The sequence below is a fragment of the Calothrix sp. CBUCES-K 9914 genome, assembly GCF_059640475.1.
Genome location: NZ_JBXXZH010000159.1, coordinates 1 through 22113, shown reverse-complemented (window position 1 = coordinate 22113; position 22113 = coordinate 1). Strand labels below are relative to the sequence as shown.

At 39.6% G+C, this 22113-nt stretch carries 13 protein-coding genes; 5 read left to right on the top strand and 8 right to left on the bottom strand.

Features of this window, described 5'->3' with window-relative positions:
• Positions 1–2562 (top strand): CHAT domain-containing protein (locus AC2JBO_RS28795; RefSeq protein ID WP_496957055.1); only part of this gene is annotated, 2562 nt, incomplete at its 5' end.
• 105 nt (positions 2563–2667) lie between these two features.
• Here the strand turns inward: AC2JBO_RS28795 and AC2JBO_RS28790 are convergent.
• The 3 genes from AC2JBO_RS28790 to AC2JBO_RS28780 all read right to left on the bottom strand — a co-directional run bounded on the left by AC2JBO_RS28790 (position 2668) and on the right by AC2JBO_RS28780 (position 7504).
• On the bottom strand, positions 2668–4125 hold the full coding sequence (locus tag AC2JBO_RS28790; protein WP_496957054.1) for a hypothetical protein: 1458 nt from the start codon (positions 4123–4125) through the stop codon (positions 2668–2670).
• Between the two features lie 444 nt (positions 4126–4569).
• Positions 4570–5478 (bottom strand): Uma2 family endonuclease, encoded by a 909-nt coding sequence (locus tag AC2JBO_RS28785; protein WP_496957053.1) that lies wholly within the window; start codon positions 5476–5478, stop codon positions 4570–4572.
• 745 nt (positions 5479–6223) lie between these two features.
• On the bottom strand, positions 6224–7504 hold the full coding sequence (locus AC2JBO_RS28780; protein ID WP_496957052.1) for a CAP domain-containing protein: 1281 nt from the start codon (positions 7502–7504) through the stop codon (positions 6224–6226).
• A gap of 781 nt (positions 7505–8285) precedes the next feature.
• Here AC2JBO_RS28780 and AC2JBO_RS28775 point away from each other — a divergent pair.
• From AC2JBO_RS28775 to AC2JBO_RS28765, 3 genes are all read left to right on the top strand, one after another.
• The gene (locus tag AC2JBO_RS28775) at positions 8286–9053 is read left to right on the top strand and encodes a peptidylprolyl isomerase (protein WP_496957051.1); all 768 of its coding nucleotides are present in this window, start codon (positions 8286–8288) and stop codon (positions 9051–9053) included.
• Positions 9050–11998, top strand: a complete 2949-nt coding sequence (locus AC2JBO_RS28770; protein ID WP_496957050.1) for a peptidase domain-containing ABC transporter — start codon at positions 9050–9052, stop codon at positions 11996–11998. Before AC2JBO_RS28775 ends, AC2JBO_RS28770 begins: the two co-directional genes overlap by 4 nt.
• A gap of 266 nt (positions 11999–12264) precedes the next feature.
• On the top strand, positions 12265–14061 hold the full coding sequence (locus AC2JBO_RS28765) for a beta-barrel domain-containing protein (RefSeq protein WP_496957049.1): 1797 nt from the start codon (positions 12265–12267) through the stop codon (positions 14059–14061).
• Positions 14062–14228: 167 nt separating this feature from the next.
• Here the strand turns inward: AC2JBO_RS28765 and AC2JBO_RS28760 are convergent, their stop codons facing one another.
• From AC2JBO_RS28760 to AC2JBO_RS28740, 5 genes are all read right to left on the bottom strand, one after another.
• Complete coding sequence (locus AC2JBO_RS28760) at positions 14229–15113, bottom strand: DUF1186 domain-containing protein (protein WP_496957048.1); 885 nt, start codon at positions 15111–15113, stop codon at positions 14229–14231.
• A gap of 306 nt (positions 15114–15419) precedes the next feature.
• Positions 15420–15650, bottom strand: coding sequence for a hypothetical protein (locus AC2JBO_RS28755; protein WP_496957047.1), 231 nt, complete (start codon positions 15648–15650; stop codon positions 15420–15422).
• Positions 15647–16015, bottom strand: a complete 369-nt coding sequence (locus AC2JBO_RS28750; protein ID WP_496957046.1) for a GIY-YIG nuclease family protein — start codon at positions 16013–16015, stop codon at positions 15647–15649. The genes AC2JBO_RS28755 and AC2JBO_RS28750 overlap by 4 nt, the downstream gene beginning before the upstream one ends.
• Before the next feature lie 289 nt (positions 16016–16304).
• The gene (locus AC2JBO_RS28745; protein WP_496957045.1) at positions 16305–16478 is read right to left on the bottom strand and encodes a hypothetical protein; all 174 of its coding nucleotides are present in this window, start codon (positions 16476–16478) and stop codon (positions 16305–16307) included.
• A gap of 323 nt (positions 16479–16801) precedes the next feature.
• Positions 16802–21292, bottom strand: a complete 4491-nt coding sequence (locus AC2JBO_RS28740; protein WP_496957044.1) for an AAA-like domain-containing protein — start codon at positions 21290–21292, stop codon at positions 16802–16804.
• 390 nt (positions 21293–21682) lie between these two features.
• Between AC2JBO_RS28740 and AC2JBO_RS28735 the strand changes: the two genes are divergently transcribed.
• Positions 21683–22113 (top strand): DUF4407 domain-containing protein (locus tag AC2JBO_RS28735; RefSeq protein WP_496957043.1); only part of this gene is annotated, 431 nt, incomplete at its 3' end.

The window sequence follows — 22113 nt, the reverse complement described above, 5'->3', positions numbered from 1 at the left end:
CTGGAAGAGTATAACAAAGCTTTAGATATTCAACGTTCAATACCAAGACCTAAATTAGAAGCAACTACTTTAAAACAAATTGGATTACTCCATAAATCATTAGGTGACTACCAATCAAGCATTAATTATTACACAAAAGTATTAAATATATATAAGCAGATAGGAGATAAACCTGAGCAAGCTGTAACTCATGGTTTGATTGCCAGTATTTATGATGCATCAAAAAACTATGATGAAGCGCTTAAATCTTATGAGCAAGCACTACTTTTATTAAATAAAGAGGATTATCAATCAGAAATCCTCACACTTCGAGGTATGGTTAGAACATACAACTCTTTGAAAAATTATCCCAAAGCTTTAGAAACGGCAAAACGAGCATTATCTTTATCTAAAAGCAAAGGTAAAAATGAAGAATCTAAATCTTTAAATATCCTTGCTTATGTTTATGAATCAAATGGTGAATATCAAAAAGCTTTAGAAATATATCAAACAATTCTTCAATATTTTCGACAAGCAGGATTACGATTTGATGAAGCCGATATGTTGAGTAATATCGGTATGAATTACACTTTAACAAATCAATATAAATTGGCAATCAATACATATAATGAAGAATTGAAATTAAGACGAGTTTTTAAAAACGGTACAGATGAAGCAGATGCTCTTTATTTCATTGCCACCAACCAACGCAAACTAAAAAACTTGGAAACTGCACTTATCAACATCGACGAAGCAATTAAAATCATCGAAAACATACGTGGCAATGTCAAAAGTCAAGATTTACGCACATCCTACTTCGCCACAGTTCAAAGCTACTACAAATTCAAAATAGACCTGTTGATGGAACTTCATAAAAAAGACCCATCTAAAGGATACAATGCCCAAGCAATCGAAACCAGCGAAGCTTCCCGCGCGAGAGGACTTGTAGAATTGTTAACAGAAGCGCGCGCTAATATCCGCAAAGGTTCAAACCCTGAACTTTTAACAGAAGAAAGTCGCTTACAAGCTTTAATTGATACAAAAGAAAAACTGCGGTTTGAAATTGTTAACAGCAATAAAATTAAAGAACGCGCTTTCAAAGCCAACGCTGACAAATTACAAACAGAAATCGACGAACTTCTCAACCAACAAAAGCAACTGGAAACCAAAATCCGCCAAAGTAATCCCAAATATGCTAATCTCAAATATCCCCAGCCTCCGACTTTAGCACAAATTCAGCAACAACTAGATAAAGACACCCTACTTTTACAGTATTCCTTGGATAAAGATCGCAGTTTTTTATGGGTGGTATCTCCAACCTCCCTCGATACCTATGAATTACCCAAAAAGTCTGAGATAGACAAAAGTGCCATCAATCTATTTTGCTTCATCAGTGATAACAGTTCTAAACCACCTTCCGCAACAAACAAAGAAAATCCTTGTACAAACATCAAAACTCGCAGGATTGACAAAGCTGCAACCGAACTGAGTCAACTTATCCTTGCACCAGTAAAAGATAAATTAGGGAAAAAGCGTTTAGTCATAGTCGCTGATGGTGCTTTGCAATACGTTCCCTTTGCTGCTTTAGCTGATTTGAATTATCAACCCCCCAAAGATTCAAAATCCTCAACTAATAGCGAAAATTCTCGACCAAATCAAAAAGATAGTTCTTGTACAAACACTGGTGGAATTCGTATTTGTCAAGACAATAATTCACCACAGAACAAATTTGATTACCAACCGTTATTTGTCAACCATGAAATAGTTAATTTACCTTCCGCATCAACCATTGCCATTCAACGCCAAGAATTCGCCACTCGTTCATCAGCAGGTAAAAAAACCTTAGCCATCCTCGCTGACCCAGTGTACAGCGCTACCGACGAGCGATTGAAAAGTACCCAAAATAAACAATTAAACAAACAACAAACTCAACAAGATTCCCTTGCTATAGAACTAGAACGCTCTGCCCTCAAACGTTCTGGGGATATTCTCAACCGCCAAGGTTGGACGCGACTTTTAGGTACACGTACAGAAGCAGAGACTCTTTTACAGCTTGTACCAAAAGCAAACAGGTTACAAGTTTTTGATTTTGATGCTAATTATAACTGGGCAACCAGCAGCGCTTTAAATCAATTCCGGATTTTACACTTCGCTACCCACGGTTTTGTTAACGATGCCAACCCAGAGTTATCAGGTATTGTCCTTTCTTTGGTAGATAAACAAGGTAAAGATATTCGGGGGTATTTGCGCTTGGGAGACTTATTTAACCTCGATTATCCTGCCGATTTAATTGTGCTGAGTGCCTGTGAAACTGGGTTAGGCAAAGAAATTCAAGGCGAAGGATTGGTAGGATTGACAAGAGGCTTAATGTATGCAGGCGCCGAACGTTTAGTAGTGTCCTTGTGGCAGGTTGATGACAAAGGGACAGCAGCGTTTATGCAGGAATTTTATAAACAAATGTTGCAGGAAGGTAAACCAGCGAATGAAGCTTTGAGGGCAACACAACTGAAGATGTGGCATTCTGAAAAATGGCGCCATCCCAATTATTGGGCAGCGTTTACATTTTTGGGTGAGTGGCGATAATTATCATAGGTAAAAAACTCCACCGCTTATAAAAATATAGGAAAATCTAGTTTCCTCTATCCAAGTCCACGGTATAACTTACTTTGAATCAGAATGGAAACGCTACTAAGTAGACTTGGGTGCTGCCCGACGTTCAGTTTTTACACGTACTTGCTCGACAATATCCTTGACCACCATTCCCCAGTTAGGTGCGCTGAAATAATCGTGCCGTGACTTAATTATGGCAGCGTTCAAAGTGATTTTATTCAATTTCGACCAACCGCTCCATACGTGTTTTCTTGAATTCACTTCAAGATAAGCGGACACGGATGCGGGTAATCTCTCAGACAGATTCATTCCTCTTCTAGCTATGACTAAAGCAGCTGCAACATCGCTACTTAGACCATACATTTTGGAATATTTGACTAATCCAATAATTGACGTATAGGCAGGATTCTTTTTATATAAAGTAATTCCTCTGTTTGAAAGTATTGATTCCAGAAATTGATACAATTTACTGTAAGCAAAATTTGATAACATTTTTGCATATTTTCTACCCTTTTCCCGTAACGATTCTTTCTTTTTGTCAAAGTCTAATGACTCACAAATAACTGGACAAGCGTATTTAGCAGCTAAGTTTGCTAGTTCAATCGAAGCATTAACTAACTGTTGGGAATTAAAATTTTTACCGAGACCAGATTGTAATGGTATAGTTCCAAATTCTTTTAAATTCCCTTGGTAATCTACATAAGCCCAACCAATAGAATTGGGATTAATGTCTATACCAATAGCACCATATTCAATCGGTCTACTAACTTTTTCTAATTGTTGTGGTGTAAATTGGACACCTACAACCCAACGATTATTTTTCCTGTAAAAGTGCCAGGTTTTAGCTCCTTGAGTAGGCAACCTATTAATATTTCTATCAAAGCTACCCGCATACGTTTCAACGTACTTACCATACTTAGCTTCTAAACAATATGGAACACGGAATGATAGTTTTGAGCCATCATATTGACAAACTTGATTACCAAAACTTTCATCACTTGAACCAACTATAAAAACTTCATTGCTTGAAACCTTTACTTGAAGACGTGCCGTTTTTAGGTAAGCTATTTTCTTCTCTAGTTGGTAGACGTAACGTTTTTTGTGATGAATTTGAAACTTAAGAGTGTGCCAATTAGAACGACCTGTGTACAAATCGCAGCATAAAGGAAACTTGCATCCAGTTTTGGATTGAAGCCAGTTTTTCTTCGCATAAAATTTCTGACTGTTTTTAAGCTTTGAGAGTGAATTTTTAATCCATATCAATGCTGATTTTAATTTTCCCTCTAACTGTTTTATATGGTTATTGCGGCATTCTGAAGCTGCAGAGACTTTGCTTAATGATAGTGTTATTACTCCATTAACTTGTCTTTTACTTAAATTAAACTCTTTTTGTAACTGTGTATTTACTTTGCTTTTTATTTTTTCAAAGTTTTTCGATTCTAAAATAATATCAATAGCCTTGATAGTTGCTTGTTTAAAAATCGAAGAAAAATCCGCCAAGAACATTTCAAATGAAGTAAAACCAAGACTATTCATCTCGATTGAAGGTGTTGGCAATCCTTTGACGTAAGTGATGGTAGACATTTAACCGACCCTGGCAACAATCCTATAACTACATAACTATCAGTTTAGATTATTCTTGTTGTCAATCGCCTTGACAAGATTTCTTAATATTTCTTGATTTATAGGCGAATGATTACCGATAAAATCTCGTAATTTACCTACCAATTATTGGAATACCTAGGTATTTAATCAACAGTTGTCAACCCCATACACCACAAACCTTACTCAGGATTTTCAATAATTGTCTTTCCTTCGGAACACTACGTGAACGACAATGAATGTTCATGTCCGTTCACGCAGTGTTCCGCAAGAAAGGAAATTTTCCTGGTATAGGGACATGAATGTAAACGAAGTTTTCTCGTTATCGAAGATATCCCGAAGGGAAGAGAATTTTAAATTTGAGCGTTAACGCAGTTCTCACGTAGCGTAGCGAGTGACTTCTTCTACAGGTAATGAAAGTGCGGATGCTACTTGTTCAATAGTTAATCCTAACCCAAGTAATTGTGGAATTGCATCTCTTTGTGCTTTTTCCGCAGTTTCAGCGCGCTCACGCTCAGTTTCAGCGCGCTCACGCTCAGTTTCAGCGCGCTCACGCTCAATTTCAGCACGCTCACGTTCCATTTCGGCGCGTTCGCTACCAATCAATAGCATATTTCCAGAAGTATCCCACCAACGTAACCAAAGTTGGGTTTGATTTTGATAGGTTCCTGACCATAAGCCTAATTCTACTTCCAATGGCTCAATCAAGTAACGTCCTTGTGCGTTTGGTTGCATTTTTTGATAAGAACCGCGATTAAGAACGTACACTTCTAGATTACCCGTATTAATTTCGTATATACCATAATAAGGTATATTAATAATACGTTCGTAAACCCAAAACTTGCCTGGTTTAATTTTTTCGCCTTCCTCAGTACGAGATAAAGGAGTTTTATCTCTTTCTTCAGAACCATCACCACTGGCAAATTCTAGAGCAATTAATGGTCGGATATACTCTAGCCTCAGTACATAAGAGCGCCGAATTTCTCCGTTTATAGTAGGAGGTACACCACCAACATAAAACCAATCAGGCGCCTCAGCACCTTTTTCTGGAGGGTCAGTTTCTCTCCAATATATACCGCAATCTTGCCCGATAGCATATTGACCATCAGGATGAATTTTTTCTAAAACTGGACCAATAGAGTCAGTTAAAATAAGGCTCTGTGGATGCTCCTGAAAGTTTTTGGCTCCGCCACACTGCGTGAACACAAAAGTTCCGTCTTCGTCTGGTAGTTGAGTATGGTCAGGGAAAGGAGAGATTATTGCCTTGCGTTCAATACTTGTAGTCATAAGGTTAGCCTCCGTTTTCATCTAATATAACAACCCTAAACGCGGCAAATATCTATACGCACTTTATACTTCGGCGCCCCAATTGAAAGATTATCACAACTAACTAGTTTTTTTATACTGATTTTTTATAAATATCAAATTTTACATTACATAATGTAGCAATAATAACATTTGTAAATTAATTTAAATTTAACCACATAATCCGAAGGATTTCCCGCAGGGTAGACACAAAGTACACAAAGAAAAATGTCTAGCGTTTCCTATTCTGATGAGGTACAAACATAATAAAACATAATATTGGATGTAGGGACACAGCAATGCTGTGTCCCTACAGATGTACCTAACGTGAGTAAAAACCGCTATTGTTACTTAAGGGGTAAAGTGTCAGCGAGATCCAAGCGTAAAGTGTCGGTAAAAATTGCCCAAACGTTGATTCTTGAGTAGAGAGTCTGGGGGTAAAGCTGTAGAGGTACAAGTATAAAGTGTCAGTAGTGTAAAAACAATATTTAAAAAAAAACTAGAGCGGCAAAACTTACTAGACGTAGGCTGGAAGCATAATAAACTCGTTTAATATTTCCCACGGTGCCTACGTAATTAAGCCTTTAATTTAACCTCTCAAGTTAGTTTTGCCGTTCTAGAAAAAAACCACAGATTAAATAAATCTGTGGCGTTCAGCCGTTTATTAGGAAAAATTGTGCTTGAACTGTTTCACATTAAACCAAAGGAAAGTGTAGATACTTCAAAATTAGACGATGCAGTTGTTGGCACCCAAACGAGAGGCATCATCCAAGACAAGAAGTTTATCGAACCCGCTCTTATTTCCCTTACCATCTGCGTCTAGGCGCAAAACTGTATCAGCACCAATTTGTTCTGGTTGGAGATAATCAGAGAATTTATTAGAACTCCGACCAGAGGAACCAGTCACAATGCCACGTAAGTCGAGTGTATTTTCATTGGGGGTAAAATTAGAGACTTTTACTCCTCTGTCTTGCATCGCAAATAATTTATCTTGTCCAAAGCTGTCAAGCGGTTGAGCATTAGCTTTACCACCAGTCAGGATATCATCCTCTGTCGCAACTGTAGTGTCTTTAACAATTCCTTTCACTGTGTTAGCACTAGGTTGTGGGATATTGGTTGCGGGGTTGCGATCGTCACTGCCAAAGTCTTGCACCCAATAGTTGTTATCAAATCCTACACCGAGTTGTGTAAAGGAGGGATTGAGAATATTCGCACGGTGTCCGGAACTGTTCATCCATCCTTGCACTACGTCTTGTGGTGTTTTTTGACCAGCAGCAATGTTCTCTCCCATCGTTTGCGCTTCAAAGCCAACTGCCTTAGCCCTATCCCACGGTTGTGAGCCATCGGGACCAGTATGGCTAAAGTAGCGGTTTTGAGACATCAGTTCTGCATATTTGTCGGCAGCATAGTTCAATTCTGCATTCGCTTTCAATGGTGCTAAACCAGACTTAGCTCGTTCTTGGTTTGTCAATTCCAGAACTTGTTGTTCAAAGGCGCCATTATTAGCTACTGAATTGGTAGGAGTGCTAGTACCAGCAGATTGTGTAGGATTTGGTGTCTGTTGTGGCGCCTGTTGAGACTCCGAATTAGATGTGGCGCCTGGTATATTACTTGCAGGGTTGCGATCGTCACTGCCGAAGTCCTGCACCCAATAGTTGTTGTCGAATCCAACACCGAGTTGTGTAAAGGAAGGACGAAGAATATTCGCGCGGTGCCCAGGACTGTTCATCCATGCTTGCACCACGTCTTGTGGTGTTTTTTGACCAGCAGCGATGTTCTCTCCCATCGTTTGGGCTTCAAAACCAACTGCCTTAGCTCTATCCCACGGTTGAGAGCCATCGGGGCCAGTATGACTAAAGTAGCGGTTTTGAGACATCAGTTCTGCATATTGGTCGGCAGCATAGTTCAATTCTGCATTCGCTGACAATGGTGGTAAACCAGACTTAGCTCGTTCTTGGTTAGTCAATTCCAGAACTTGTTGTTCAAAGGTTGCATTATCCGATGCCATAAATATGTCCTCGTAAATATTTACTCACATGAACGAGCGCAGGGAACACACTTCCGCTGCAACTTTTGATATAAAGAAGCCAATCTGGACAAGGCTAAGTAAGGTAGTGAAACTTGACTGTATGTAAACCGTGTACTTGAAATAGGAAAGTCTGGTATCGGCGCTTCTGCGCTACATAATTGAGAGGCTGTCCTGATGATTTGCCTGCATATGCAGGCATTTGAATCAAGGTCTTGTAGCTAGAAAGGTACAAGAGGCACGTACTTGAACCAGTGGCTTATCCTTACAATAAAAGATACAGTAGCTTTAAGAACACTTACTTGTGTAGGTTAATAAACCGTCACAAGGTATACAAACTACAATTTATACACTAATTTTCAGATTTTATTTGCGAGGATAATTTTGATAAAATCCATATTTTTTAGGATATATAAGGATTATTGCTAAATGACATCTATCTAATAGAGGTGTAAAAAACTTGATTGATAAGTAATTTTTGTTACTTACAAAAATTACATAGCTACGGATTAAGGGAACAAAATTTTTTAAAAACGTGTTTGATTGCAGTATATAATGTAAATTTTTTAGCCTAGTCTACAAAGCGTTAAGCCAAAAAATTTACAAAGACTTATTAGAAAAATTCCGGATACGGTAAAAAAAACTCGAACAGAAAAAGAGATAGGGGCTAAAAATTTATAGCCACGTTTAGATGCTCTCACTGCGTCTTTAAGTTTCGATTCTTGCCCGAACCCTAGAATGACGAACGTGCTAGTCAGGACTTATGAACACACCAACCTTACAAATGGGTAACGAAATGCTTCTGGCAGAAGAATTGCTGTCTTTGTTGCATCGTTACCAGTTGTTACCCCAGGTATTACGTGCCAAAGTGATAGACGAAGCGATCGCAGGTTTTTCTTGCACCACCGCAGAAAAGGAAGCAGCAATTGCTCAGTTTTATCAAGACTATCAACTCACATCTATTGAGGAACAGCAGGCATGGTTGCAGCAGCATCACTTGACTGAGACAATGATGCAGGAGTTAGCAATACGTCCGGTACTGATTCAGAAATTTAAGCGAGCAATGTGGGGCAATATACTAGAAGCTTATTTTCTGCAACGTAAAGCAGACCTAGACCAGGTAGTGTATTCCTTAATTCGGACTCCAGACGAAGGTTTAGCCCAGGAGCTATATTTTCGGATTGTAGAAGGAGAACAATCTTTTGCTACTTTAGCCCAGCAGTATTCCCAAGGTGCAGAAGCGACTACTGGGGGAGTTTTGGGTCCAGTTCCCTTGTCTCAACCTCATCCAGCTATTCAGAAAATTCTTTCTGTCAGTCAACCAAATCAAATTTGGGAACCGCGCTTAATTAACCAGTGGTTTGTGATTATTCGCTTAGAAAAACTACTACCCGCACAATTAGATGAAGCGATGCAGCAGTACTTGCTAGACGAACTATTTGAAACCTGGATACAACAAGAAATTCAAAAGCGCTTAAAATCTGCTAGCTGTAGCGTGGAGTATACAAAATCGAACTATCTCGTGGCATGAAGCCAGTTATCACCCAAAACGAAATTATCGCATTCTTAGCCGACACTCCTCCGTTTACCAAACTTCCAACTGCTTGTTTAGAAAAAGTTGCCCTTAACTGTAAACTTTTGCAGTATCGCACTGGGCAATGGATGTTGGTTAGGGAAAGAATGCCAGCACAAGTAATGGCAATCTATGAAGGTAGCGCGAGGGTGCTAGGCTATAACCAACGGCTAGAGTCACTTTGCAGTTTAACTGTAGTCGAAAAAGGTGAGTTCTTCGGTTGGTTAAGTTTAGTTCGTGGTATTAGTTGTGAAACTGTTATTGCTTCGAGTGAAGTCATTGCGATTGCTCTAGAAGCTGCTGAATTTTGGCAGTTTATGCTTAAATTTCCAGAGTTCGCCCAAGTGCTAGCACGTCCCCATATTGCAGAAGTGTTTGAACTTTTGAGTTTGGAAATGCAACGTCAAGCTTTGGGCGCCACGGATTTAAAAGAATTAACACGCTTTCTTTGGCAGCAGACTATTGTCGTGAATTTACCTGCGGGCCAAATAAATTCTCAGCTAAATTCTCAGCAGTTGGACGCGCGCCGTTTGTGGTTAATTAGTGCTGGCAGTGTCGATAAACTTCCTGTTGGCAGTCGCTTATCGTTGGATTCTGTTCATAATATTGAAACCCCCGTCCGTTTGCTCGGTATTCCTTGGGGTATTGCCGAAAATTTGAAAGATGAAAATCACTTGTCGGCGCCTATAGTAGAAATTATTCCGGCGCCAGAATATCCATCAAACCCAAGTGTTGACAGCCAAAAACCAGCCCAAACTATATTTATATCGGGAAAGGGGACAATAGAAACTGCGTTAGCCTGTTTCCAAATGTTGCATCGCATCTTGGGTGGTGATTTTCGCCGCGAGTTGATCCGCAAAGTGTTGACAAATCAATTGAAATCTAACCCTCAGATTTCCTTACAAGTAGCGGGAGCAGTGGTGGAAATGATGGGTTTGCAGGCTCAATTAGTTAAAGTCCCTGCCCATGTTATCAACCGTCTGAATGCACCAGCGCTAATTTATTGGGAGAAAAGTTTAGCCCTGCTGTATAAAATTACAGATAGCTCGATTGTAGTTGTAGTTCCAGAAACAGGAATCTCTGAATATTCAGCTCGCCAGTTTGCCCAAATTTGGGGACAGGTAGGACAGGTGTTGATGGTGGAACGAACACAACAAGAGCGTTCAGAAAAATTTAGTTTGAACTGGTTTCTACCTGCTGTCTCTAAATACCGTTTGGCATTGGTAGAAGTTTTCGTGGCTTCCTTTTTTGTCCAAATATTTGGGCTAGCCAATCCAATTATCACCCAAATCATCATCGATACCGTCTTAATCCAAAAAAGCTTAGATACTCTGGATATCCTAGGGATTTTCTTACTCATAATTGGCGTATTTGAAGCCATTTTGACGAGTTTACGTACCTATTTGTTTGCTGACACTACTAACCGAATTGATATTCGTTTAGGGACGGAAGTAATTGAGCATCTTTTGCGACTGCCCTTAAAATATTTTGAGCGTCGTCGTGTCGGAGAATTAGCAGGACGAATTAATGAACTAGAAAATATTCGACAATTTCTGACAGGTACAGCGCTAACAGTAGTGCTAGATGCCCTATTTTCCGTAATTTATATCGGTGTCATGCTGTTTTATAGCTGGGTGCTGACATTGGTTGCTCTTGCGACTGTACCCTTATTTGCAGTTCTGACAAGTTTTGTCGTACCCCTTGTGCAACGACAATTACGCAAAAAAGCCGAACGCTACGCTGACACTCAATCCTATCTTGTAGAGGTACTTACTGGCATTCAAACCGTTAAGGCACAAAATATCGAGTTAAAATCTCGCTGGCAATGGCGCGACCGCTATACCCGTTACATCAGCGCTGGCTTTAAAAATGTACTGACCGCCAGCACTGCCAACTCCATCAGCAGCTTTTTAAATCAATTCTCTAGCTTTGTACTGCTTTGGGTAGGAGCGCATTTAGTTATTTCTAATCAACTTAGTATTGGACAACTCATTGCCTTTCGTATCATTGCTGGTTACGTTACCAGTCCCTTACTGCGTTTAATGCAATTGTCACAAAACTTCCAAGAAGTAGCGTTGTCCATCGAACGTTTGAGTGACATCTTAAATTCGGCGCCGGAAGTCCAACCAAGCGATAAAAACAATATTCCACTGCCGCAAATTCAAGGAGCAGTCAAATACACCAATGTTTCCTTTGGTTTTAACCCCGACGATACCTTACAACTGCTTAATATCAATCTAGATATTCCTGCTGGCGCCTTTATTGGTATCGTGGGACAAAGTGGTTCTGGTAAAAGTACATTGACAAAATTATTACCTAGGCTCTACGAACCTTTATCAGGGCAAATTCAAATAGATGGCTATGACATCAGGAAAGTAGAGTTAAATTCTCTACGGCGCCAAATTGGGGTAGTGCTACAAGATACCCTCCTCTTTGAGGGAACAATTCAAGATAATATTGCCTTAATTTGCCCAGAAGCCTCTACCGAAGAAATTATTGCTGCTGCCAAAGCTGCTGCTGCTCATGATTTTATTATGGCACTACCTAACGGTTACAACACCAATGTGGGTGAACGGGGTTCGGCTTTATCGGGTGGACAACGACAACGCATCGCTATCGCGCGTACAGTGTTACAAAATCCTCAATTATTAATCCTCGATGAAGCGACAAGTGCTTTAGATTACCAATATGAGCAAGAAGTATGCCGTAATCTCATGGAAGTTTTTCAGAAAAAAACTGTCTTTTTTATCACGCATCGCCTTAATACTGTAAAAAATGCTGATGTCATCATCATTATGGATAGGGGTGCAATAGCTGAACAAGGAACTCACAAAGAACTTATGGCAATGAGAGGACGTTATTACTGTCTTTATCAACAGCAGGAGTCGCATTCGGTAGGTTAGGCGTCTCGCCTGACCGTCTGCACAGGCGGGACGCCTATGCTACAATGCCCCGAATTTTATGATACGAACCACTACTAGTCCATGTTATTAAATTTAGAGAGTAGGCGCCAATATACAGCATATTTTAGGTATATGAGGTACATATATAATGTCCAAAACCTCGTAGAGACGCGATTAATCGCGTCTCTACATGTACCGCATGAACATGAAATCCGCTGTATAAATCTCTGTGTGTTCATTTTTACGATTATACGCTAAATAGAATTATGCCTGATTTATCTTTGTTAGCGCTTGCTTGTACACAAAATTCTCAAGCATCAATTAATGTTTCTCTAACAGATGCTCGTCATTGCCAACAAATTCGTGTTCAGGAAATTACAACTCAAGCAAAGTCTAATTTGAACACAGGGGTTAGCGAACCAGAAAGAATTGATGCCCAATTCACGGCGCCGTTTAATTCTATACCTAACTTTCCAATCAAAGTACAAATGCTGTTGCCGATGGGTGGTTTTTTGTTCTTGTTTGGTGTTGGGGGAATTTTATATATTTGGAAGCGTCTGCCAAATTCAAAACGTCAATGGCAACTGGTTTTACAAGGTAACTCCGGTATTTCATATCAGGAGACAGAGGAGTTCGATAGACCAGTTATCTTAAAACAACCGCGCGCTTGGTCACATGCGATTATTTGGAGTATCGTTGGTGTCACAAGTTTTGCGGTGATTTGGGCTTGTACTGCTACTATCGATGAATCTGTTGCAGTGCAAGGTAAACTTGAACCCAAAGGTTCTGTAAAAGAAATCCAAGCTCCAGTGGGAGGAGTCGTTGCCAATATTCATGTGCAGGAAGGACAAAGGATTAAAAGAGGCGATGTTTTAGTCAGTTTTGACCGTACAGTTGGACTTGCGAAATTAAGTTCTTTACAACAAGTGCGCGCGAGCTTGATGCGTGAAAATCAATTTTACCGTTCTCAGTTGCGATTACCAACAACTGATTTTACATTAAATCAATTCCAAACTTCGCCAGAGATAGCATCGCTAACAAAAAATCGTACTGTTTTGGTGCAAGAAATTCAACTTTACCGTACACAATTGAATGGTGGTAACGCTATTCAAGAACTTAATCCTCAGTTACGACAACGCTTACTTAATAGACAATTAGAGACAGACTCGCGCATTGCTTCTGTGCGTCTAGATGTGGAACAATTAACTCGACAGTTAAATCAAGTTCAAGTTCAACTGACTAATGTTCGGGGTAGTCTTGCAACAAATTTGGAGATTGCTAATAACATAGAAACTTTGGTTAAAGAAGGTGCGTTTGCGCGCTTACCCTATTTAGAACGACGACAAGCAGCAAATACTAGTCAAGCTGAAGTTAACCGTCTAGAGCAAGAAGCAGAACGCATACGACTAGCAATTGTCCAAGCACAAAAGAAATTACAAAACGCGCGCGCTCAAGATAAAGAAGAGTTACTTGGCAAAATTGCCGAAAACGAAAAGCAGATTGCCGATATTGATAGTCAACTTACTAAAGTCATTATTGAAAACAATAAAAATATTCAGGAAATTAACAGTCAAATCAGCGAACTCAGCTTAAATCTGAAATACCAAGAACTGAAGGCACCGCATGATGGTATTGTTTTTGACTTGAAGCCGCGCGGTCAGGGTTATGTCTACAACACCAGTGAATCTATTCTCAAAATAGTGCCACCAGAAAATTTAGTAGCCCAAGTATTTATTACTAACAACGATATTGGTTTTGTTAAAGCCGGAATGTCTGTCGATGTGCGTCTTGATTCTTTTCCCTATACGGAATTTAGTGATATCAAAGGTAAATTGATTCGGATTGGTTCTGATGCCTTACCTCCAGATCAAATCCATCCAAATTATCGTTTCTCGGCAGAAATTCGCTTAGAAAAACAATCGATTCAGGTTAATGGCACAGAAGTACCTTTACAATCGGGTATGTCTTTGAGTGCTAATATTAACGTTCGTAAGCGAACTGTTATGAGTCTTTTTACAGAGAAGTTTTTAGGGAAGATGGAGAGTCTGAAATATACACGTTAGTTTTGAAAACGAAACTTCCTGCTTCATTTAAGCTTGTCTGTGCCATCATCGTAAGTTACTCCTGCATCATTGATCAAAATGAAATTGCTGGGGATTTTTGAGAATAAATATATCGTTTTCTTTGATTAAATTGTACGTAAAATATGCTGTATATTTGAACATTAATACTATTTTTTCTTAGTTCGATTTTTTCGACGAGATTCTTTTTGGATTTTTTTCTTTTTATTAGCATCAGCTTTCCCTGGCTTAAATGAGTTAGTAAATCCCGATGGACTAGGGAAGACACTGTTATTTTGTTTTAATTTGTCATTACGAAAACAAGCCCATGATTTCATCTCAGTAACTATATCGGTAATTAAGGTAAATTGGCGATTTTGACGAAGTTTTATGAGTGCTGCTTCTGTACCTTCTTGAAGTGTATCATCTACGCTCTCTTGGTCTATAAATAAATCATCTATTAGGTTTAACTCGAATGCTTCGTCAATTTGTGGCTTTAACTCGACGGCCCCAAGTTTACAACTATTTATTACCAATTTAGTTTTAATAAAGTCTGGCTTGGTTTTGGATTCTCTAGAAAAAAGCTCTGCAAAATATTGAAGAAGTTGCTCTCTAGGAATAATTTCTTGGACAACCAATGTTACTAACGTTTTTAACCCTGCGCTTCTGACATATTTATTAGCTTGTTGATTCTCTATTAGTTGTTTAAGTGGCTCAAGATTTCCGTCAAAAACTGAGGCAATTATTCTGCTCAAGTCGTCTGTTACTAAGTCTCCTGTTACATCTAAAGTTATGTCCCCAGGAATTGAGAAAAACTCGATAATTAACGGGTAAGCAGCTTTCTCTCTAAATTGAGCCAATAAATATGGCGCATATAAATGTAAGAAATATGTTGAATCTTCTAATAAATCGTCTAGATTATTTTTACATTCTCCTACTATCTCCAACAACTTTGGAGTAATCGCAGTGTTTTGTTCAATAGCACTCTCTAAAGCTAAACGGGGAAATGTTCCATTATAGGTTTCCAATTGAGACAAAATTTCTTCTAACAGCATACTCAATATTTGGCTGGTAAAGATGCAAGGCTTACAATTATTAATTTTCACATAACCTGTGACATCCGAGCCAATTATTTAAAATCAGATTTTCTCTTGCCTTCTTGTTTAACAAACTATTGCAGCGAAATATACACAACTTTTCAGTATAAACATATAAGGGAACGTGGCTTAATCTTCCCTACTACTTAGATTCTTGAAAGCTGGTATATCACAGCGCGCTTGGTAGTTTCAGATAGCACGCGCTGCCCTCTGTCTCCAGTGAGCGCTGACGAATGAAATTAAACCCTTTCATATTGACTTTTCTCAACCTTGTTCATCCTGATTTTTTAGACGTTGAGCAAGTAAACAATCCTCAAAGCTAAATGCTTCTTCATCCAGAAAACTAGATATTGCCATTTCAATGGTAGCTTCGAGTGGGCATTCAAGTTCAGCGGATTTTTTTAAGAGTGCAGCTTTTATATAATCAGGCAAGTGGTTGACAAGCTGATCAATTGCTTCAGAGGAAAGATGTTCGGTACTAAGAGTTTGAGTCATATTTCTCTAGGAATTTTAACGTTGTAAGGAGGATTACTAGCTTGGAGAATAAGAGTCTCTAGTTCATATAATAACCCTGGTTTTTGCCATTGGTTGAGAGTGACGAAGGCAATACGCACATATAAAGGGTCGTAGCGGTCAAGCCATCCCCAAAGAAAAGCTTTGTGTCCCCCACGTAACCTGTCTCGTAAGTTTTTGGCTTTGCCAATATAAAGTAACCCTTCGGTCAAATGCCGGAATGCATATAAGCCTGCTGTAGCGGGGATGCTTAAAAACTCATGACTGAGAGGATGGCATTGCTCAAAACTGGTAAAAGCGAGAGTGTCAAGAATTTGGCGGGCTTCTTGTTGGATAGAGTCGGGCATGGTAGCAGGAAATTACATTTGCCCGATTTTACCTTGAGTAGAGCAAGAGGAATTTACCTATTCGCGAATACATTCAAGTATAGGGGCGCCTCTATTTTCAAGCGTGGATATATTTGTGTCTTGCTTATCCCCTAGGAAAATGTCATAAGTGTTACTGGGAGAGGTTTTCAGGAATTTAATTCGTCCTTTTTAAAAGCAGACTAGTTGAGTTTTTAATATGGGTGATAACCAGTTGGTATCTATGGTGCCTGATAGTACATGTAGTTCAATACATTTTTAGCAACCACGCTTAGTAACTGTGAGCAATGGCAAAGTCTATCATCGGCGCCTCTGTAAGTAGGAAGTTCGTTAATGGCAAGTCTGTTCCACCTTGGGTAACACCTTCATACTCAAAGCGCGTAAAGTTCATCACCTGGTAGCAGCTTGGAACCTCGGCTTTTTGACTCCCTCCAGTATTTGTCATCTTTACCAGTGCCTGTTAACAACGGTTGCCATTAGGTTTTGGCATCTTCAAGGTGCTTTGATGTAAGGGTGGTAAGGGTGGCGCCGACGATTTGCTTGTCTTGCACCCGTAGTAGTTTGATTTCCTGATTGATATTCGGCACACCACTATATATAGATAAATTACAAATCGTACTTGTGCTTATTTTATTAGGTGGGTGCGAATATTACGTGCCTACACCCGTGCGTGGGTGTAGCTATATAAACAAAGCCTGCCGGGTGCAGGCTTGTAACGCAGGTTTTTCATTTTATTGAGCGGATATTTTACATTACACTCTAATATCCTTACTTACATACCTTTAACCTTTCCCGCACATCGGGACGAGTAGCAAGGTAATCATGCAACCAGTCACAACCACGCGCTAGTAAATCATCTAAACTCTCAAGCTTACGTAGCTGTACAGTTTTATTTTGCTTAATCGCAATTAACTTTCCATCTGGGCTGAAAACTCCATAATAACCTTGATATTCAGCAAGCTGCTGCCAACTATCCCTAAGTTGAGTCCATAACCTCACAGTATTATCATCTGAAGAAGTAACCATAGTCTTGCCATCGGGATCAAATACTATGTTTTTGACCACACCTTGATGTTTAAAAATGGCAATTTCCCCACCTTGCAGGTTCCACAACTTGAGAGTGTCCCCTGAAACAGTAGCTACAGTCTTGCCATCAGGGCTAAATACTACATCGTAAACACTACTTTGATGTTTGAGAGTAGCAATTTCCCTACCTTGCAGGTTCCACAACTTAGCAGTTTTGTTTGTTGAAGCGGTAGCCACAGTCTTGCCATCAGCACTAAATACTACCCTTATGACTTCACCTTGTTGATGTTTGAGAGTGGCAATTTCTCCACCTTGCAGGTTCCACAACTTGGTAATGTTGTCTCCTAAAACAGTAGCCACAGTCTTGCCATCAGGACTAAATACTACGCCTCTAACCTTGCCTTGTTGATGTTTGAGAGTGGTAATTTCTGTACCTTGCAGGTTCCATAACTTAGTAGTGTTTTCTGAAACAGTAGCCACTGTCTTTCCATCAGGACTAGATACTACACTTGTCACCCTACTTTGATGTTTGAGAGTAGCAATTTCCCTACCTTGGAGGTTCCACAACTTGAGAGTGTCCTCTGAAATAGTAGCCACTGTCTTGCCATCGGGGATAAATATTACCCCTTCGACCGCATCTTGATGTTTGAGAGTGGCAATTTCTGTACCTTGCAGATTCCACAACTTGGCAGTGTTCCCTGAAAAAGTAACCACTGTCTTGCTATTAGGGCTAAATACTACCTCGCTATTAGGGTTCCAAATGCCAAAATTACCCTGATCTTGATGTTTGAGAGTGGCAATTTCTGTACCTTGCAGGTTCCACAACTTGGTAGTTTTGTCCTTGGAAACAGCAGCCACAGTCTTGCCATCAGGGCTAAATTTCAGTTCCCATATCCTATCTTGATGTTTGAGAGTTACAATTTCTGTACCTTGGAGATTCCACAACTTAGCAATGTTGTCCCTCGAAGCAGTAGCCACAGTCTTCCCATCAGGACTAAATACTACGTTGTTGACCCCACTTTGAAATACCGCGTTGTTGTTCATATCTTGATGTTTGAGAGTGGCAATTTCTGTACCTTGGAGGTCCCACAACTTGGCAGTGTTATCCCTTGAAGCAGTAGCCACAGTTTTTCCATCGGGGCTAAATACTACGCCTCTGACCTCACCTTGTTGATGTTTGAGAGTAGCAATTTCTGTACCTTGGAGGTTCCACAACTTAGCAGTTTTATCCGCTGAAGCAGTAGCCACTGTCTTGCCATCGGGGCTAAATTTCAAGTCCCATATCCAATATTGATGTTTGAGAGTGGCAATTTCTGTACCTTGGAGGTTCCACAACTTGGCAGTGTTCCAGAACCCAGCATCAGCAGTATTTTCCCCTGAAACAGTAGCCACGGTCTTACCATCAGGGCTAAATACTACATTATAGACCTTCCCTTGATGTTTGAGAGTGGCAATTTCTCTACCTTGAAGGTTCCACAACTTGGCAGTGTTATCCCTTGAACCAGTAGCCACTGTTTTGCCATCGGGGCTAAATACTACATCATAGACCTCACCTTGATGTTTGAGAGTGGCAATTTCTCTACCTTGGAGGTTCCACAACTTGGCAGTGTTATCCGTTGAAGCAGTAGCCACACTTTTACCATCGGGGCTAAATACTAACCTTGTGACCCCACCTTGATGTTTGAAAGTAGTAATTTCTGCACCTTGGAGGTTCCACAACTTAGCAGTTTTGTCCACTGAAAGAGTAGCCACAGTTTTGCCATCAGGGCTAAATACTACCCAGGTCACGCCTTGGAAAGTAGTAATTTCCTGACCTTGGAGGTTCCATAACTTAGCAGTATTATCCCTTGAAACGGTAGCCAAAGTTTTGCCATCGGGGCTAAATACTACCCAGACCATACCTTGATGTTTGAGAGTAGCAATTTCTGTACCTTGCAGGTTCCACAACTTGGCAGTGTTATCCCATGAAGCAGTAGCCACAGTCTTGCCATCGGGACTAAATACTACCCTACTTCCTTCTAGCCGATTTTTCTCGTGGAGATTTTCTAAAGTTGTCTGCAAAGCTAGCACAGGACTAACCGTGGGGTAATTTTTATATGTGCGACTATCCTTGACTAATTCTTTTAATGCTATTGCAGATTCCATTGCTTCAATTAAGTTTTCCAACACTAAAGGAGACCCAGACAAGCGCAACAGTCGGGCTGATGATTGTTCTAAACCTGTGGCTATTTGGGCTTCTTTAAAAGATTTCTGGGCTTCTTGTAATTTTGATTGTGCTGTTTGCAGCTTTTCTTGTGCTTTGACTGCATCTACCTTAGCCTGATTGGCGTTTTTCTTTGCATGTTCCGCATTTATTCTAGCTTGTTCAGCATGACTTTTTTCCGTTTCTGCTATTAACTTAGCTTTTTTTACCTCGCCTTGAATTGTTCGTAGTTGCGCTGCTTTTGTCTCTGAATCTTGAGTAAATTTATTCAATTCTTCTTTTTGTTGTGCTGCTTGTTTAGTTACATTTTCTAATCGCACCTGAGCTTTTTGTGAATTTTCTTCTGCCTTTTGAGCTTTATCCTGTGCGCCCTTCCGCTGTATTTCTGTCGCTTGCAATTTTTTCTGGGCATCTTGAGTTGCCTTTAGTGCATTTTGCTTTTGTGCAAATAATTTTGTTGTTTCAACTTTAGCTTGATTTAAATCTTTTGTTACTGTTGTAAGCTTTTTCTGTGCTTTATTCGCCTTTTCTGTCTCTTGTTGTGCCCGCATTGTTTGCTGTTGTGCTTGTTGAGAAGCAAAGCCTGCAAGCGCCAAAGAAATAATTGCCCCAGAAATTGTAAAGAATAAAATACGCCTAGCTTTCTTCTGTGCAGAGGATAGTATTTTATTCGCTTCCTGTTCTTTTTCTAATGCATTTTCCGCTTTTTGTCGTGCCTCTGCTAATATGCCAGCTTCTTCTTCTTTAACCTCCAAAGCTGCTTCAAGTTCCCTTTTTTCTAAATCTTGACTCGCAGCTAAATATCTAGAATCCTCATTACTCAAACTCTTTCCATTCGCCCAAATCAAAGCATCTTGCAAGGCTTGTCCGCGCAGCAATCGCGATTCATCTTGATAATTACTCTCAACCCAAGCTTGAAAATTCTCTGAATAAGGACGCAGTTTACCTAACTCTTTTTCAACCCAATTTAAATTAAAAACAGACTCATATATTTTGTTATAAACCTTTAGTCTATCCTGCTGCTTAACCACCAAACCAGTCAGACGAAATCTCATTTGCTCCAGACTTTCATCAGCAGTAATCTCCCCCGAAAGCAAAATTTGCTGATACCAACCCAAAAAACGTCCAGCAACCTGCTCACCTAACAGCATCCTATCTCGTATCGTCTTTAAATGCTCCGGTTCATCGTGTGATTCCCAATTTTCAATAATTTGACTTCTAACAACTTCCTCTACTATTGTCCCATTTTCTATTTCCCTATCCCACAATAACTTACAAACTTTAGACGTTAAAAATGGCTGTCCCCCCGTCCAAGCTAAAACCTCTCGCATCAAAACGAATGGGTTTTCGACCTGACCCTCAAAACCCCTTGCTAAAGGTTCTATTTCACTTTCTTTAAATCCATCAAGTTGAATTGCTCTACCAATATTAAACGGCGTTCGCCTCTTATCGGCAATTAAATCGGATGGTGTTGCTACTCCAACTAAAGCAAAAGTCAGACGTTGATATTCTGGGTTTAAATTACGCTTTTCGTAACAGCTTCTAATTAAAGCAAAAAAATCATCTGTTGAAAAGCCTAAGCTTAAAATACTATCAATTTCATCAATAAAAATAATAATTTTACTTTGAATATAAGCTAATAAAACAGTTTCAATAAATTCCTCTAACCGTTCCACAGGTGCAACTTCCGCTCTTTCTCGCCACCAATTGCGGAGAAATTCTGATGGATTACCAAGATTAAAATTATTGAGCAGCTTGTAAACTATCCCTGCATACCACTGTTCCGACTTAATATCCCCACTACCCCGCACGGAAAAATCAAGGGAAGTACAAGCGAAACCTTCCGCTTGGAGTTTTTTCATCGTCCGAACTATCAAGCTGGTTTTACCCATCTGCCGGGAGTTAAAAATATAACAAAACTCACCAGCCTTTAGTTGGCGATACAAATCAGAGTCAGCCTGCCGAACAACGTAACTGGGAGCATTTTCTCCTAAACTGCCACCTACTTTATACTCATAATTTGCTGTCATGATTGAGTCACCATATAGAGGAACTAGTTAATGCCATACGTCAATTGACATACCCGCTTACATCAAAACATGACCGGATTTGAGTTCAACCATGAGAAATTCGAGTTACCTTCGACTTATCACTGACTTTACCGAATAAATACCTATCCTGTAAATAGAGTCCCATAGCGCTTGTAATAAATTTTAAGACAACCTCCAATATTTAAATACGGTGGTAAATCATCAAAGTAAGACAGGTAAATACTTTGAGGCTTTATTTTACTCAACCACTAACACTGACTGATACTCAAAAAAAGTAAAATCAGAAACTAAAATTTACTCATGGTTGAAGTCAAATTACTCAAATACGGCAGTGCAATGATATAAGTGTCGAGTTAAGCAATGAGTCTGATGCGACAAGATAAAAGCAATCGAGGGTTAGATTTTCTATTATATTCTGGGGGCGCCAATAAACAGATTCTAAGTAGAAAAGACTGTCAGACGGAAATAAATAAGCAAGCTGCTATCGGAGCAATGGTTTGTTTAACAGCTTTAACAGCTACCTTATCAGGTTCCTATGCTTTTTATACCGTATTTGCTTCAAAATTAATTGCACCTGCGCTGGGTTCTTTTTGGGGACTGTTAATTTTTCATCTGGATAGGGTTTTTATCTTAAGTGCCAAAAAGAAAAAAAATGACTTTTTTGGGCAGATGAAAGTCTTAATTCCTCGTTTAATTTTGGCAGGCTTTTTAGGAGTTACTGTCAGTAAACCTCTGGAATTAAAGATATTTGAAACCAACATTCGGGAAGAAATAGTTAAACAGGATGAAGCTAATCTAGA